Raw genomic sequence first — 15,403 nt, forward strand, 5'->3', positions numbered from 1 at the left:
TAGAGCATTGGAACCACCTGATCCCATCCCGAACTCAGTAGTGAAACGATGCATCGCCGATGGTAGTGTGGGGTTTCCCCATGTGAGAGTAGGTCATCGTCAAGCACCTACACCAAAACCCCCGATCAGGAAACTGATCGGGGGTTTTACTTTGCGCAATGAAAGCAGAGCGCGCCCGTGTGAACCGTTGATAGGCAACGATACGGCGTGTGGCTATGATGCTCTTGCGTACTACCTGCAGAGTTCTTTACATGGCCGAACCGCCATCTCCTGATTCATTCTCCGAATTTGAGCTCAAGCAACTGATTGCCTGCCATGAGTGCGATCTGCTGTTGCGTAGGCCGCCGACTGCAGCCGGTGATCAAGTTGAATGCCCGCGTTGCGGTTATGAGCTGTATACGCATCGCACGCAGGTTATCCGCCGCAGTATGGCGTTGGTGATTGCCGCCTTGCTGCTGTATGTGCCAGCCAATTTCCTGCCGATCATGCGCCTTAACTTATTGGGGCAGGCGACCGAGGATACAGTCTGGAGTGGTGTGCTCGGGTTGTATAGCAACGGCATGCATGGTGTCGCTGTTGTGGTCTTTCTGTGCAGCATGGCGGTGCCATTGCTCAAGCTGCTGTGCCAGTTTGCTGTGTTGCTGAGTATCCGCCTGGATATTGGCCGCGGTTATGGTCTGCTGCTTTATCGCATTTATCACCATATGCGCGAGTGGGGCATGCTTGAGGTCTACCTGATGGGCATTCTGGTGGCCATTGTGAAACTGGTTGATCTGGCTGAGTTGAGCATTGGTTTAGGGTTGCTGTGTTTTATCGCGCTACTACTGGTGCAGGTATGGCTGGAGGTGACGATGTCGCCGCATCAGATCTGGGAAGCCCTGTCGGGAGAGGATGAGCATGCGCGCGATTGATGCCGGGCTGCTGATTTGTCATGAATGTCACCAGCTCAATCCGCAGCAGCCGGGTAGCAGAAAACAGTTCTGTACGCGTTGTGGTGGCCGTCTGCATGCGCGTAGGCCCAACAGTCTGGTACGTACCTGGGCGTTGCTGTTGACGGCGGCAGTACTGTATATCCCCGCTAATCTGTTGCCGATCATGACGGTCAACTCGCTGGGCAAGGGCCAGTCCGACACCATCATGTCGGGGGTTATCGAGTTGGTGAACTACGGCATGCTACCGATTGCTGCGGTGGTGTTTATTGCCAGCATTCTGGTGCCAACGTTCAAGTTGGTGGGTATCGCTCTGTTGCTGTATTCGGTGCAACGCCATCAGCCGATGTCGGCGCGTCAGCGGATATTGATGTACCGATTTATCGAGTGGATTGGCCGCTGGTCGATGCTCGACATCTTTGTCATCGCGATACTGGTGGCGGTGGTCAACTTCGGCAGCCTGGCCAGTATCGAGCCCGGCTACGGTGCAACGGCTTTTGCCAGTGTGGTGGTGCTGACCATGCTGGCTGCTCTAACGTTTGACCCCCGCTTGATATGGGATAACACGGATTCGGATGACGACCATGAATGATTTGCCGTTAGCTAAGGCACGCCCCGCCTCAAACTGGTCGGCCATTTGGGTGCTGCCGCTGATTGCGCTGCTGATCGGCGGCTGGCTGGGATGGCGAGTCTATAACGAAGCGGGCATTAAGATACAGGTGACCTTCGAGACCGGTGAAGGCCTGCAGGCCGGCAAGACCGAAGTCATCTACAAGGGCATGTCGATCGGCAAGCTCACTGCCCTGGAGCTGGATGACAGCGGTGAGCAGCGAGGTGTACGGGCGACCCTGGAAATGGACAAACGGGTTGAGCACCAACTGCTCAGCAACACCCGCTTCTGGCTGGTTAAACCGAGCGTTTCGCTGGCAGGGATTACCGGCCTGGAAACCCTGGTATCGGGTAATTACATTGCCGCCAGCCCAGGCGATGGCGAGCCTACGCGTAAGTTCACCGCACTCAATGAGCCTCCACCGCTGGCCGATAATGCGCCTGGCCTGCACCTGACCCTCAAGGCCGAGCGTCTGGGTTCGCTGAACCGCGACAGCCCGGTGTTCTACAAGCAGATCCAGGTTGGTCGGGTTAAAAGCTACGCGCTGTTAGAGGATCAGAATCAGGTTGAGGTGAATGTATTCATTCAACCGGAGTTCGCTTCCCTGGTGCGCAAACACACGCGTTTCTGGAACGCCAGTGGTGTGTCCATCGATGCGGGGCTTTCGGGGGTGAAAGTGCGTACCGAGTCGCTGGCCAGCATCGTGGCCGGTGGTATTGCCTTTGCCACCCCGGAACACCGCAAGGACAGCCCGCCGACCGATCCGTCGCTGCCCTTTCGCCTGTATGAAGACTTCGACACGGCGCAGGCCGGCATTCGCGTCAACCTCACCCTGCATGACTTCGACGGTCTGGAACCTGGGCGTACGCCGGTGATGTACAAGGGTATTCAGGTCGGACACATGAAGACCTTCAAGATCGATGATGACCTCAGTGGCGCGCGGGTCGAGCTGATGCTGGATCCGCGCACCGAAGACTATCTGGTGGAAGGCACTGACTTCTGGGTGGTCAAACCGTCGATTTCCCTGGCCGGTATTACCGGCCTGGAGGCGCTGGTCAAAGGTAACTACATTGCCATCCGCCCAGGGGAGAAGGGCGGCGCACCGGCGCGTGATTTTGTCGCCAGGCCAAAGGCGCCCCCGCTCGACCTGGCCGCCCCCGGCCTGCATCTGGTGTTGTTCAGTGACGTGCGTGGTTCGCTGGAGGTTGGCAGTCCGATTCTGTTCAAGCAGCTCAAGGTCGGCTCGGTACAGAGTTATCAGCTGTCACGGGATAACAAGCAGGTGGCGTTCGGTGTTCATATCGAGTCTGAGTATGCTCATCTGGTGAACAACAGCACGCGCTTCTGGAATGCCAGTGGCATTACCCTCAAAGGTGGATTGTCCGGGGTTGAGGTCAAGAGCGAGTCCTTGCAGACCCTGCTGGCCGGCGGTATTGCTTTCGAGACCCCCGACCCGAAAGCCGCCAAGGATGACAAGCGGGTGCAGCGCTTCAACCTCTACAGCAGCCAGGAACAGGCGTTGGAGAAAGGCGTGGCCTTGACCATCCGTGTGCCCCGTGGCGATGGGCTGAATCCGGGCACGGCGATTCGTTACAAAGGGCTGGATGTGGGCAAGGTTGAGCGCATCGAGCTGACCGATGATCTGCAGGCGGTGATTCTCCACGCCCGGGTTACCCAGGCAACGCAGCAGATTGCCCGTGTTGGTACGCAGTTCTGGGTGGTCAAGCCCGAGGTCAGCCTGACCCGCGCTGCCAACCTGGAAACGCTGGTCACGGGCCAGTATCTGGAAGTGCAGCCCTCGAATCAGAAGGGCGCTGCGCAGGTTAACTTTACGGCTGCCGAAGCACCGCCCAAAGCCAATGTCCGTGAGCAAGGTCTACGTCTGGTGTTGAGCGCTGCGCGGCGTGGTTCGATCAAGCCGGGGGTGGTGGTCAGTTACCGTGAAGTGCCGGTGGGCAAGGTGACCGACTTTGAACTTGGCCCGACCTCGGATCGCGTGCTGATCCACATCCTGATCGAGCCGCGTTATGCGCCCTTGGTGCGCACCGGCAGCCGCTTCTGGAACGCCAGCGGCATTGGTGTGGATGCCGGGCTGTTCAGTGGCGTGAAGGTGCGTACCGAGTCGCTGGAAGCTTTATTGGAAGGTGGGATTGCCTTTGCTTCGCCGGATAACCCGCAAATGGGCGGCCCGGCACAGGCTGGGCAGACCTTTGCCCTGCATGATGAGGTCAAGGAAGAGTGGTTACGCTGGGCACCGAAGATCGCGCTGGAGAAGTAACCGACAAGGGCCGCTATTGCGGCCCTTGTGCTTTATGGCGGGTGAGCCAGCCTTAGGCTGGCTCGGTTGCTGCGGTTGTGGTTGCTGCCTTGCTCTTGGCGCTGTCACGCCGCTGGATATATTTCCAATCCGCTTCATCGATATAGATGCCATTCGGCCCGCTGCCGCCTTCCAGGTCGATGGCTACATGGGCCGAGACCTGCGGTTTCACCGAGGCGAGAATCGGCACAAAGCCCAGCTGCAGGCTGGTTTCGATCAGCGCCTGCTGGTTCTTCTCGTCGATATCCGCTGCCTCGTCCAGGTAGTAGGGCAGACGCACCTTGCCGGCCTGGTCGCGGTCCATCAGGTGCAGCAACAGGTACATGTTGGTCAGCGCCTTGATGGTCATGGTGGTGCCGTTGGACGCTGCACCATCGATATCGGTGTGGATCACCGGTTGGCCATGCACCTTGGTGATCTCGAAGGCCAGTTCGAACAGGTCCTTCAAGCCCAGCTGGTTATGGTTGGCTGCAACCAGGCGCGCCAGGTATTCCTTGGCTTCCTCATTCTTGCTGTCCTGTTCGCTGCTCTGTTGCAGGTCGAACACCGAGAGGGTTTCGCCTTCTTCGTACTGGCCGGCGCTGTGGATGATCTGGTCGATGTGCTTGAGCGCGTCCTTGTTCGGCGCGAGGACAATGCGGAAGCTTTCCAGGTTGGACACCTGACGCTTGTTAATCTCGCGGTTGAACAGCGCCAGTTGGTGTTCCAGGTTGTCGTAGTCGCTACGGATATTGCGCAGGGTACGGGCGATATCGGTAACCGCAGCGCGGCGCGCCTTGGCCAGGGTGAGGGCCTCGTCCTGGCGGTGGGCGTAGGCGTTGACCAGCAGGTGCAGGCGACGCTCGACGTCGTCCTCGCTGTCGAATTTGGCCACGCCTTTCAGGCGCACCTGGGCATACAGCGCCTCGATCTGCCCGTCGATACGTTGCAGGCCCTGCCAGGCGTCCTGGTAGTCGTTAAGCAATGGCAGCAGGTTATCCAGGCTGTCGTCCACCGGATCGGTAAAGGGCGTGCCGAACGGCAGGTTGGCCGGCAGCAGCTGGCGACGGCGCAGGGCGTCTTCCAGGGTGCGTTCCTTGGCTTCCAAGTCGGCCAGCTGACGGCCGACCAGTTGCAGCTTGGCGGACAGCTGCTGCACGCGTTCGGTGAAGGCATCGGCGGCGCGCTTGAGTTCATCTTGGGCGGCTTCCAACTGGGCCAGCTGCTCCAGTTTGCCGGCTTCCTCAACGGAGAGCGTCTGGCTCTTGCGGAAATCTTCCAGGGCTTTCTGCGCATCCAGCACGGCCTGGTAGAACTGTTCGGCCTGGGCCTTGCTCGCGGCGCGGTCAGACGCTACCGCCTGCTGGGTTTTCAGCTGTTTGTATTCGCGGTCGAGGCGGTCTTTCTGGTCGCGCAAAGCGGCACGGTCGGCCAAGGCTTGCAGTGCCGGTGGTTCGATATGGCTGAGGTCGATAGTCAGACCGGGAACTTCGAAGTGCTCACCCTTGAAGCGATCGAGAATGCTTTCCAGGGATTTAACCCAGGCATCGCCCTCGGTGATCTGAATGCCTTTCTCACCCAGCGGCAGGCTGAACAGCTGGCCGTTGAACAGGCGCATCAGGCGGTCGACGTCCTGCTGGCTAAATTCTTCGCGCAGGCGTGAATAGCTGTTGTTGTCGGCGTGTTCGAGTTGCTGTTTCACCGATTTCAGGCGTTTTTCCAGGTCGCGCAGGCGCTCATCCAGGTCCTCTGCGGAGAACTGTCGCGACTGGGCCAGGGCCCCGGCCAGTTCGTCGTGGGCGTCCTTGGCGGCCAGCAGCTGCTCTTCCAGCACCTTGGCGTCGGTGACCAGGGCGAAGCGGTTCTTCAGTACGGAAAGCTCGCCGAGCCAGCGCTGGATTTCGCTGATTTCGCGCTCCATGCGCATCAGTTCCTGGGTGCCGCCACGCTGCTCGTGCTGCAGGCCGTCCTGCTCGCCACGGTAGTGTTCGGCCTGGATCACCAGCTCTTCACGGCGCGCGCCGGCGTAGTCCTGCCAGGTGCCAAGCAGCGAGTCGAGCAGCGGCGAGAGGCGATGCAGCTTGCCGCGCAGCAGCTCGCGCTGGGCCACGCCGGCGGCCAGTGCCTCAATCAAGGGGCCGGCGGTCACCAGGGCTTGATAGTCCTGCTCCATGCGCCGCACATCGCGGAAGGCTTCTTCGGTGGCGGCAATGTAGTCGACGCTGCCAGAGCGCAGGCTGTGCTCGAAGGCGTCGAGGAACAGCTGCTTGAGTTTGGCGGCGGTGATCTCGCGCATGTGTAGCAGGTTGATAAACAGCGCGCGGAAGGTTTTCAGGCTCTGCTCGCTGGTAGAGCGCAGCGGGATCAGGGTCAGGTCCAGCGGAATCGAGGTATGCCCACCGACCAGCAGGCGGCGCAGCTCCTCGGGTTTCAGCTCGTAGGCCTTGATGCCTTCGCGTTCTAGAGCGTTGAACAGCTCGCGTTGACGCAGGCAGGTGCCGTTCTTCTGGTAGTGCTCCAAGTCCAGGGTGCCCTGGTAGGCGAAGAACTGGTGACCAAAACCACCGCCCGGGCCGCGCCCGGCCACGCCGATAACATGCGGGCCGTGGGGCAGGGCGACTTCGACGAGGATATAGCTGGTGTCGCTGGCGAAGTAGAACTTGCGCGATTGCTCCAGGCTGTACTTGCCGAAGCTCATGTCCGACATGCGCGCCAGAATCGGGAACTGCAAGGCGTTGATCGAGGCGGATTTACCCAGGTTGTTGGCGCCGTAGACCGACAGCGGGTTTTCCAGCGGGAACAGACCGAGGCTGTAGCCGGCGGTATTCAGTAGGGCGAAGCGGCGAATGCCGTAGCGTTCCTGGCTCATGCGTCCATCTCCTGTGCGTCACGTTCTTCGGCCATGGCGCGGGCCAGTGCGTCTTCTTCGGATTCCTCGGTCGGCTCTTCGGCGAGGCTGATGATCTCGTCTTCGGCCTCATCGTCCAGCAGCACCGGCGTTGGCAGCGGCAGGCTGCTGTGCAGGGTGGCGGCCAGGTCGCGGTCTTGCTGCACCGAGAGGCACACATCGAGGAAGCGGTGCATCGGCGCGAGGAAGCGGTAGATGCCGTTGTCTTCGCTGGCAAAACCCAGCTGGGTCAGGCGGCGCATAACTTTCTCTTCCAGCTCATCCTGGGTAGTGACTTCGGCCTGGAGGAACAGATCCTTGTATTTCTCCAGCAGCGCTGGCAACTCGTCACGACCGAGGCTGCCACCGTCGAGCACGGCCAGCGGGTCACGACCCTGATCGGCCAGGTGCTCGACCAGAATAAAGGTGAACAGCGCCAGGCGTTGGGCAGTCTTGTTGACCTGCGCGCCCATCTGTTCCGGCACGAAATAGTAGAAACCGCGGCTGTCGCAGGTCAGCTCATAGCCCAGAGCCTTGAACAGGCTGCGGTACTGATCCTGCTGGCTTGCCAGTTGGGCGTACAGCTCCGGGTTGCTGCGGCTGATGTGGTAGCCCTTGAACAGCTCGCGGAAGATCGGCGCGAGCTGGGTCAGTTCTTTCAGGTCGATATTCATACGGTGGTCCCGGCCGGCTTGATCAGGGCAAAGGAGCTCAGGCTGACCTGATGCTCGCGGGTGAGGTAGTCGCGGCGCTCCAGGCGCTCGCGCTGGAAACGGCCATCGCGCGACAGGCGCGAGAACCAGTAGAGCAATTCGTCGGTGGCGCCTTCGGGCTCCTGTTCCAGCAGCCAGACCATCAGGTCCGGCAGCGGTAGGGCCTGCTCGCAGCGCTCGATCATCTCCCGCGCAGTACGCGGCGCGCGCGGGGCGTCGCCCTTGCGGCTGCTGTGGGCCTTGGGGAACTGCGCCGGCTTGGGCTCGAAGCGCGCCAGGGCATACACGTAAGCTTCGACCTGCGACGCGGTGCCGAGGAAGGTGCTCTGCGGGCGGCTGAACAGCGGCATGGAGGCCTGCGGCACGGCGTCCAGGCCCTTCTTGCGGATCGTCGCCAGGGCCAGAGCCGCGCCACGGGTCACGGCGTTATGCCGGCGTGCTTCTTCACGCAGCGGCAACAGCAGCTCGCGGGCACGGCGCAGGGTTAGCTGGGCGGTTGTCTGCATTTCCAGGATGCGCGCATGGGTGCGCAGCAGCAGGTCGTCATCGACCAGTTGGCCGAGTCGCTGTTGCTCACCGAGCAGGCGCAGTAGCACATGCTCGACACGGTATACGCCTTGCTCAAAGGCACCGTCGGCGGCGACCAGCTGGATCATCGGTTCAACGTATTCGTCCCAGGTGGTCAACACCTCGGCGTAGCGCTGACGCAGGGGAATCTGTCTATCTGAGGTCTTGGCCCGTTCGGCCACGGCGACCAGGGCCTGTTCGTCGTTGGCCAGTTTCTTCAGCACATCGCGCACACGCATATCGAGCAAACGCAGCTGGCGCGCCAGGTCGGCGGCGTCGCGCACCTCGAAGGCATCCTTGATATAGCCGGCCAGGCGCTCCAGATGGCGCAAATAGGCCTCGATCTCCAGGCACAGGCCCAGGCGGTGTTCGCGGCGCAGGTAAGCCAGGAAGTCGTGGATCTGTGCGTTTAGCTCGAAGCGATTGGGGCTCTTGGCCACCGGCACCAGGATATCCAGGCGAATCCACTGGTCGAGCAGGGCGGTGACATCGGTGGGCGTGCCTTCGGGCAACTGCGCGGCCAGTTGGTTGCGCAACTCCACCAAGCTCAAGGTGCCTGCATCGAAGCGCTCACACAGCGGCTCCAGCAACGTCCAGTGTTCAGCAAGGGCGCGCAGTACGCGCTTGGGATCAATCATCGGGGCATCCGCTCCGCAGGCTTTTCGCAAAAACGCCGATTGTACTGCAAGCCGCAGCGAAGGCTTGAGTGTCAGTCATCGTCTGTGCGCGCCGCTCGTGCAGATGTAACCCAGGGTGTGGTGATGGGTAACAGCCTGGCGGATGTCTGCAACGGTTTTCTCGGGTTTTCTCGACTATGGGTCGGCACATTTAGGCGGCCGGCTTTTTATAGTGCTAATCAAGGCGTGGAGTCCGCAGGACTCTGCCATTCAAATAAGAACGACAGGGAATCAGCCATGCGTCCGACTATTGGATTTGCCAGAACTGCGCTTGCTCTGGTCTGTGCTGGGTTAATCAGCTCGACTGCCAACGCCAAGATGGTTGAATTGGCGGATACCGAGTTGTCGGAAGTCACGGGGCAGGCCTTTATCAACCTGACCACGGATAGCAACGCGGGGATCAACTACACCCGAATCAATTTCGGCATGAATGTCGAAACCCAGCTGAATATGAAGAAGCTGCAATTGGGGCAATACAACGATGCGACCACTCGCCCCGGTGAAGTCGCAGGGTCGTCTGATCTGCTGATCAACAACTTTGCCCTGGGTACGGTCAATGCCGACGACACCATCAACCCGTTCAAGATTGCCAATCCCTTTCTGGAATTGGCCTATTCAGGGAACAAGGTGGTCGGCGTACGTATCGGCTTTGGCGAAGCCAAAGGCATTCTCTCTGGGGATATTCAAAGCCTGACGGGCAATATTCCTATCAAGATTCAGGGTACTGCCGGCCCGGTTTTTGATCAGGCCAGTGGTTGGGAGCAGTTTCTGCTGGGGATTGCGGGGGTTACACGCAATACGCGGCTTGAGGCTGATGCAACTCTGGTACAGGCCAACGGGACTGCTGATCCGGTGCGTGCTACACAGGCCGGTATGGTCAATGGGCAAGTCTTGAGTTGTGTGAGTGGCTGTAACTTGGGAGGCCTTTCTGATGCATTGCTGAGCCTGTTTGCCTCAAGCGGCTGTCAGGTGCTGTCGCTGGCCACTTGCTTTCCGCTGAGCAACTTCCAGTCCCTGCCCGTAGGCAATATGGCCATCAATGACTCCGCTGCAACCGCTGCCATCGAAGGTGCCGCCAAAGGCTTCTTTATTTCCATGCAAACCCAGGATGTGGCCTGGCGTGATATGGATAGCAATGCGCTGATCAATACCTTGAAAGGGGCCTTTATGAATCTACCCAAATACCGTGATGCCAACGGCAATATGGTGGCCCCGATCAATATCGACTTCGAACAGGCCTTCAATGGTATTCCCCGGCAGGACACCTGCCTGGGCACCGCCACAGCGGGGTGCTGATCATGCGTGTGCTGACTGCGGTTGCTTCGTTGATGTTACTGACGGGGGCGGCTCAGGCTGAGTTGCAAGCCCTGGATGACCAGGAACTCTCGGCTGTTCAGGGTGCCGGATTTGGCTTCGTGCTGGATGGCGTGTTGCTGGATGCCTCGGGTGCGGTGATCACTATCAATGACATCAACAACGCTTCGGGGCAGAACGTGCCGATTTCGGTGAAAGAGTTCTACCTAGGGGCGACCGGCAGTAATAAAGGTGCAAACCTGAATCCGGTAAATATTGGTCGTTTGGATCATCCGTTTGAGATCACTTTGGCCAAAGGGGAAACCCTGCGCACCCTGCGCGATGATGGGCAGTGGGTGCAGACCACGCCGAGCAATGTCAGTGTGCTGGAGTTCAAGTTCCCCGAGCGCCTGACCGGCGCTGGCGGTCAGGCCTGTATCAGCGGCTATGCCGCTGCCGGAAGCAACTGCTCCAGCCGTGCTTCCGAGCGAGTTGATCTGGGAATTCGCTTCGACTTCCAGGTCGCCGCAGGGCGTACTGACATCATCAATCTTGATTTCAGCGAACTGGTTATGGACGGCAGCTACCTGCGGCTATGGGGCGATGACCCGCGCGGTCAGTTAGTCGGTGAGGCGCGGGTGAATCTGTTCGCCAAGAGCCTGCAACTGATGTCCTGCGCTGCCGGTACAACCAATTGCACCACCGCCCAGGAGCAGACTGCGCGCACCCTGACGCTGAGCAATGCCTACGCCAATATTTCGCTGGGTTATGGCAAGAGCCAGCCGTTGCTGTTTGATGTCAGCAGTAACGGTCAATTTGTGCTGGAGCTGCCCAATCCGGTGACCCGTGCCGCCAACGGCAGCGCGCGTCCGGTAGCCGAGCGTAATGCGATTGCCAGTGACTTCTATGCCAACGCCCCACGCACCAATATCGTGATCGACAACCTCAAAGCCGGCACAGGCAGCTTTTCTACCGGTGGCTACAACTTTGGCTACAACGCCATCCAGGGGCTCAGCATCAACTACCTGAAGGTGACCAGCCGTGATCTCTAAATCCTTGGTGCTGAGCAGTGTCTTGCTGGCCATGCCGGCCTTGGCCGAAATGCAGGCGTTGGATGATGAAACCCTGAGCAGCATGAATGGTCAGGGCGGGGTGTACTTGTCCGGTGAGTTCAGTATCAACAAGGACGGCGGCGTGCTGTGGAGCAAGCCGGCCAGCAACAATCCCAGCACCTGGACGGCTGGCCAGCGCAGCTGCGCCACGGCGGGGGCCACTACGCCGGAAAACTGCGGCATGCGTGTGGCTATTCGCTCAGAGGCTGATGGCGGTTGGTATGTGCTGGACAACCTCAAGGGCGTGTTCAGCTTTGAAGGCCTTACCCTGCGCACCCGCACCATCAACAGTGGTTTCAATGGTGATGGCGCAGCCTTCAATCAGGATGTGCTGGAGTTCGGCCTGCCCAATGAAATGAAATTCAAGGACGGCAGTTTTGCCTTTGGCGTGGCCAATCAGGGTGGCTGGCAGAACAAATCCCTGAGTGTGGCCAATGGCGGTAACCCGTCGTATCAGCAGACCAATATTTTCTCGGCGAAGATCGACGGCACTATTCGCATGCAAGGCAACGTACTGATCTTTCCGCAGAATTGAGGAGCAGGGCCATGCATCGTCATTCGCTGTTGTTGCTCGCATTTCTCAGTCCGCTTACGCAGGCCATGCAAGCGCTGGATGACCAGGCGTTGTCGTCCGTCAGCGGGCGCGACGGTATCAGTCTGCAAACCACGGGCGGTGGCTGGTCTGCCGGCAGCATTGACTACAAACAGGATGGCCAGACCCTCAGCCTCAAGGGTGTCAGCGGTACGCCGCAAACGGCAGGCAGCAGCTCGACCACTACGCTGGATGTGGTGGGTAATCAGCTGCAGGTGCAACACAGCGGCAGTGCGCAGGTGCTGAGCGTCGACAACATCGAACTGGCCGGCAGCAACAAGAGTTTTGGCGCCTTTCGTGCGTTTTTCACCCTGGGCGGCAGCCTCAAATTAAGCGGTGGCGGTGCCAGTGGTGTCAGTGGTTTTAGAGTGGATGACAGCCAGCTGTCGCTGAGCGCGGCCACCTTCTATTACCGCGACAATGGCTTTGACCTGATCGTCAAAGGCCTGTCGTTCGACACCTACCTGAACAATGCCTATCTGGATATCGTCAGCGGCGGCAGTGGTCAGGAAATCAAACTGGACCTGGGCACCTCGCGTTTTGTCGGCTCGATTGCCGGCATTGGTCTGGACCTTGCCCATGGCGACCCGACTGCCGGTGTTGCGGTGACGCCGGGCACTCCCGATCTGCGTGATGTTGATGCGCAGCGCAGCTTCGGCAAACTCAATATGGATCTGCGCCTGGGCGGCAGCATCAGCATCGCCGGGGGCGGTGCCAGCGGTGAGGGCTTGCGGATCAAGCCGAATATCACCATTGCCAACAGCCTGTTCCAGTACCAGGACGAGGGCATTCTGCGCGCCGAGAATTTTGCCGGCAGCCTGATCAGCAATTCCGGACTGACATTGGATCTGGAGCAGGACGGCGTGGGCAGTTATGCCAAAGTGGCTTTTCAGGATCTCAAGCTGAACGCCACTCTGGGCGGCCTGATCATGGGCAACCCGAGCAATCAGAAACTCGGCGGCTTGGCAGTGGACCTGAACTTTCTTGATCAGGGCGCGCGGCAGAACTGGCTGAAGCTGCGTCCGGGCGGTGATCCCAACTCCGGGCAGAAGGGCATCAGTGGCGACCTCAGCTGGAACATGGTCAACAGTTCGCTGGCCCTCACCGATAACGGCAACACCATGTGGTTCAGTGGTCTGCGTACTCATGGCACCGGTCAATTCACCTTTGACCTGACCAAGAGCTGCGCCGCCGGCGTAAGTACTGGCTGCTATGCCGGGACTAATAGCGATATGAACAGCGGTGGTTACAACGGCCATTTCGATGGCATGCGCCTGGGCTTCAAGAATGTCGTTGGCAGTTACAGTTTCGATGGTCTGCGAGTCGGTACGCCGAACGCGCCGTTGCAAGGTGGCACCGAGTTGCTGGTGTTGATGGAGATCTTCCCAGCCTACGATTTCACCCTCAATGGACAGATTACCCTCAGGGCGGGCGGCGCGGTGGGTGATGGTCTGCGTTATAACGCCGACTTCTATATCAGCGAAGCCAATGCCGCGGTTACCGTGGATGAGAATGGCCGTGGCTTGTGGCTGTCAGGCAGCAGCTATGACATGCATTTTCGCGACGGTTCGCTGGATGTCAGCAACAACGGCGTCGAACTGCGTAAAGGCACTTACTGGTCGAAGCTGGATGTGGGCAATGTGCGCTGGGGCGACCGGCAGACCGGCAGCAGCATCGGGCGGCTGGTGCTCAAGCGTTATGAGCAGGGTTCGACCCTGGCCCTCAGCTCCGGCGGTGCCGGTGCGCTGTGCGTCGGTGGCAGCGGTAGCACCTCCAGTGCCTGCACGGCGAGTGGCGGGCGTTGGGAAAACCGCGGTGACGAGGGCATCTCGGTCAAGCTGAAGAACGTGTTCGTGCGCGATGGCTCCGGTAGCCCGGCCAATGCAGTTTCAAGCAACGAGAAGCGCAACCAGATTATCATTGAAACCGGACGGGTCAACGGCGTGAACGGCACAGGTAGCCAGTTGGTGGTGGATAATTTCCACACCTCCGACGGCAACCCGACTAATCCGAATGCCAACACTTATGGTTTCAACGTTGACCTTAACCTGGATGTGGCACCGACCAAGGTGTGCAGCAAGACGGCCTCCGGTTGTACGCCGGTCAGCCCCGACCCGCTAGGCTTTGCGGTCAACGGCCGGGTGCACTTCAAGGAAGTGAATATCGACCGGATTCAGCACGTTCACCCCACCGGCGGTGCGGTGACCTCGATGTACGGGGTCAAGCTGCAGAACGCCGACATCCGCGCCAACCTGACGGCCACGCCGATCAACTGAGCCCACGCATCAGCGCCTCGCAGGCGCTGTATACCGTCATGCCCCTGTCATCCTGCTTGCCCATGCTGTCGTGACACCTGCGGGTGTGCGGGATGTTTCACGTTGGCCGCGCAGTCGTTGCCGATGGTCACTGAATCGACGAAATATCCCCGTTGCTCTTTCGATATGCGCCGGTTGTCGGCACAATTCGCCTCCACTTTTTTGGGGGAGGCTGCTGAGCTTCCCGTCAGCCGACCTTGCAGGGGCAGCGCCATGATCAAAACGCCTTACTACCTGATCGACAAACAGAAGCTGCTGGGCAATCTGGAGAAGATCGCCTACGTGCGCGAGCACTCCGGTGCCAAGGCGCTGCTGGCGCTGAAATGCTTCGCCACCTGGTCGGTGTTCGACCTGATGCAGCAGTACATGGACGGCACCACGTCGTCGTCGCTGTATGAGCTGAAGCTGGGCCGGCAGAAATTCGCTGGCGAAACCCACGCCTATAGCGTGGCCTGGGCGGATGACGAGATCGAAGAGATGGTCGCCAACTGCGACAAGATCATCTTCAACTCCATCGGCCAGCTCGAGCGCTTTGCCGAAGCCACTGAAGGCACCATTCGCGGCCTGCGTGTTAACCCACAGGTGAGCAGCTCCGATTACCTGCTGGCAGACCCGGCCCGCCCGTTCAGTCGTCTGGGCGAGTGGGACCCGGTGAAGATCGCTGGGGTGATGGATAAGATCAGCGGCTTTATGTTCCACAACAACTGCGAGAACGGCAGTTTCGAGCTGTTCGACCAGATGCTCAGCACCATCGAGGAACGTTTCGGCCACCTGTTGCAACAGGTCGAGTGGGTCAGCCTCGGTGGCGGCATTCACTTCACCGGTGAGGGCTATCCGCTGGATCAGTTCTGCGCGCGGCTGAAGGCCTTCTCCGAGCGTTTCGGTGTGCAGGTTTATCTGGAGCCGGGTGAGGCAGCGATCACCCTGAGTTCTTCGCTGGAAGTCACGGTGCTCGACACCCTCTACAACGGCAAACACCTGGCCGTGGTCGACAGCTCCATCGAAGCGCACATGCTCGATCTGCTGATCTATCGCCTGAATGCCAAGATGGCGCCCAATGACGGCGAACATACCTATATGGTCTGCGGCAAATCCTGCCTGGCCGGTGACATCTTCGGCGAGTACCAATTCGACAAGCCCCTGGCCATCGGCGATCGCCTGTCGTTTATCGACGCAGCCGGTTACACCATGGTCAAGAAGAACTGGTTCAACGGCCTGAAGATGCCGTCCATCGTGGTCAAACAGCTCGACGGCAGCGTTGAAGTGGTGCGCGAGTTTGGTTTTGACGATTACCTGTCGAGCCTGAGCTGATTTGTAGGGTGGATGAGCTTCTTTCCACCTGCGTGATTGCCGAATGGTGGACGGGTAAAGCGCCGTCCGCCCTACCTGTTTGTAGTACCGCAACATCTGTC

11 protein-coding genes, 1 rRNA gene and 1 pseudogene are annotated in these 15,403 nt (G+C 59.6%); 9 read left to right on the forward strand and 4 right to left on the reverse strand.

The window, feature by feature from the left end; all coding sequences use genetic code 11:
• From rrf to IOD17_RS18935, 4 genes are all read left to right on the forward strand, one after another.
• Positions 1 to 105 (forward strand): 5S ribosomal RNA (rrf, locus tag IOD17_RS18920); the annotation flags it as partial.
• 146 nt (positions 106 to 251) lie between these two features.
• Positions 252 to 911, forward strand: a complete 660-nt coding sequence (locus IOD17_RS18925; RefSeq protein ID WP_233686574.1) for a paraquat-inducible protein A — start codon at positions 252 to 254, stop codon at positions 909 to 911.
• Positions 898 to 1,521 (forward strand): paraquat-inducible protein A, encoded by a 624-nt coding sequence (locus IOD17_RS18930; RefSeq protein ID WP_233686575.1) that lies wholly within the window; start codon positions 898 to 900, stop codon positions 1,519 to 1,521. Before IOD17_RS18925 ends, IOD17_RS18930 begins: the two co-directional genes overlap by 14 nt.
• Positions 1,514 to 3,817, forward strand: a complete 2,304-nt coding sequence (locus IOD17_RS18935) for a PqiB family protein (RefSeq protein WP_233686576.1) — start codon at positions 1,514 to 1,516, stop codon at positions 3,815 to 3,817. Before IOD17_RS18930 ends, IOD17_RS18935 begins: the two co-directional genes overlap by 8 nt.
• A gap of 36 nt (positions 3,818 to 3,853) precedes the next feature.
• On the opposite strand, the pseudogene mksF reads toward IOD17_RS18935, so the two are convergent.
• The 3 genes and pseudogenes from mksF to mksB all read right to left on the reverse strand — a co-directional run.
• Positions 3,854 to 6,704, reverse strand: a pseudogene (mksF, locus tag IOD17_RS18940) (Mks condensin complex protein MksF); the annotation flags it as partial.
• On the reverse strand, positions 6,701 to 7,396 hold the full coding sequence (gene mksE / locus IOD17_RS18945) for an Mks condensin complex protein MksE (protein WP_233686578.1): 696 nt from the start codon (positions 7,394 to 7,396) through the stop codon (positions 6,701 to 6,703). The pseudogene mksF and the gene mksE, both read right to left, overlap by 4 nt.
• Positions 7,393 to 8,640 carry an Mks condensin complex protein MksB gene (gene mksB, locus IOD17_RS18950; protein WP_233686579.1) on the reverse strand — a complete coding sequence of 416 codons (1,248 nt, stop codon included), beginning with the start codon at positions 8,638 to 8,640 and terminating at the stop codon, positions 7,393 to 7,395. Before mksB ends, mksE begins: the two co-directional genes overlap by 4 nt.
• A gap of 276 nt (positions 8,641 to 8,916) precedes the next feature.
• On the opposite strand from mksB, the gene IOD17_RS18955 reads away from it, so the two are divergent.
• The 4 genes from IOD17_RS18955 to IOD17_RS18970 are packed head-to-tail and all read left to right on the forward strand — an operon-like array spanning position 8,917 to position 13,952.
• Complete coding sequence (locus IOD17_RS18955) at positions 8,917 to 9,975, forward strand: DUF6160 family protein (protein ID WP_233686596.1); 1,059 nt, start codon at positions 8,917 to 8,919, stop codon at positions 9,973 to 9,975.
• A 2-nt stretch (positions 9,976 to 9,977) separates the two neighbouring features.
• Positions 9,978 to 11,024, forward strand: a complete 1,047-nt coding sequence (locus IOD17_RS18960) for a hypothetical protein (RefSeq protein ID WP_233686580.1) — start codon at positions 9,978 to 9,980, stop codon at positions 11,022 to 11,024.
• The gene (locus tag IOD17_RS18965; protein WP_325175675.1) at positions 11,014 to 11,619 is read left to right on the forward strand and encodes a DUF6160 family protein; all 606 of its coding nucleotides are present in this window, start codon (positions 11,014 to 11,016) and stop codon (positions 11,617 to 11,619) included. The genes IOD17_RS18960 and IOD17_RS18965 overlap by 11 nt, the downstream gene beginning before the upstream one ends.
• 11 nt (positions 11,620 to 11,630) lie before the next feature.
• The gene (locus IOD17_RS18970) at positions 11,631 to 13,952 is read left to right on the forward strand and encodes a DUF6160 family protein (RefSeq protein WP_233686581.1); all 2,322 of its coding nucleotides are present in this window, start codon (positions 11,631 to 11,633) and stop codon (positions 13,950 to 13,952) included.
• 47 nt (positions 13,953 to 13,999) lie between these two features.
• On the opposite strand, the gene IOD17_RS18975 is transcribed toward IOD17_RS18970, so the two are convergent.
• Positions 14,000 to 14,206 carry a hypothetical protein gene (locus IOD17_RS18975; RefSeq protein WP_233686582.1) on the reverse strand — a complete coding sequence of 69 codons (207 nt, stop codon included), beginning with the start codon at positions 14,204 to 14,206 and terminating at the stop codon, positions 14,000 to 14,002.
• On the opposite strand from IOD17_RS18975, the gene IOD17_RS18980 reads away from it, so the two are divergent.
• On the forward strand, positions 14,205 to 15,302 hold the full coding sequence (locus IOD17_RS18980; protein WP_233686583.1) for a carboxynorspermidine decarboxylase: 1,098 nt from the start codon (positions 14,205 to 14,207) through the stop codon (positions 15,300 to 15,302). The two genes, IOD17_RS18975 and IOD17_RS18980, sit on opposite strands and share 2 nt — an antisense overlap.
• The last annotated feature ends 101 nt before the right edge of the window (positions 15,303 to 15,403 follow it).

Origin of the sequence: Pseudomonas anguilliseptica, from assembly GCF_021375795.1 — a bacterium.
GTDB classification, from domain to species: Bacteria; Pseudomonadota; Gammaproteobacteria; order Pseudomonadales; family Pseudomonadaceae; genus Aquipseudomonas; species Aquipseudomonas anguilliseptica_A.

Excerpts from the sequence above, each read along its gene's own strand:
- mksE (WP_233686578.1), bottom strand. The coding sequence starts at position 7,396 with ATGAATATCGACCTGAAAGAACTGACCCAGCTCGCGCCGATCTTCCGC.
- IOD17_RS18925 (WP_233686574.1), top strand. The coding sequence starts at position 252 with ATGGCCGAACCGCCATCTCCTGATTCATTCTCCGAATTTGAGCTCAAG.
- IOD17_RS18930 (WP_233686575.1), top strand. The coding sequence starts at position 898 with ATGCGCGCGATTGATGCCGGGCTGCTGATTTGTCATGAATGTCACCAG.
- IOD17_RS18935 (WP_233686576.1), top strand. The coding sequence starts at position 1,514 with ATGAATGATTTGCCGTTAGCTAAGGCACGCCCCGCCTCAAACTGGTCG.
- IOD17_RS18980 (WP_233686583.1), top strand. The coding sequence starts at position 14,205 with ATGATCAAAACGCCTTACTACCTGATCGACAAACAGAAGCTGCTGGGC.
- IOD17_RS18960 (WP_233686580.1), top strand. The coding sequence starts at position 9,978 with ATGCGTGTGCTGACTGCGGTTGCTTCGTTGATGTTACTGACGGGGGCG.
- IOD17_RS18970 (WP_233686581.1), top strand. The coding sequence starts at position 11,631 with ATGCATCGTCATTCGCTGTTGTTGCTCGCATTTCTCAGTCCGCTTACG.
- mksB (WP_233686579.1), bottom strand. The coding sequence starts at position 8,640 with ATGATTGATCCCAAGCGCGTACTGCGCGCCCTTGCTGAACACTGGACG.
- IOD17_RS18975 (WP_233686582.1), bottom strand. The coding sequence starts at position 14,206 with ATGGCGCTGCCCCTGCAAGGTCGGCTGACGGGAAGCTCAGCAGCCTCC.
- IOD17_RS18955 (WP_233686596.1), top strand. The coding sequence starts at position 8,917 with ATGCGTCCGACTATTGGATTTGCCAGAACTGCGCTTGCTCTGGTCTGT.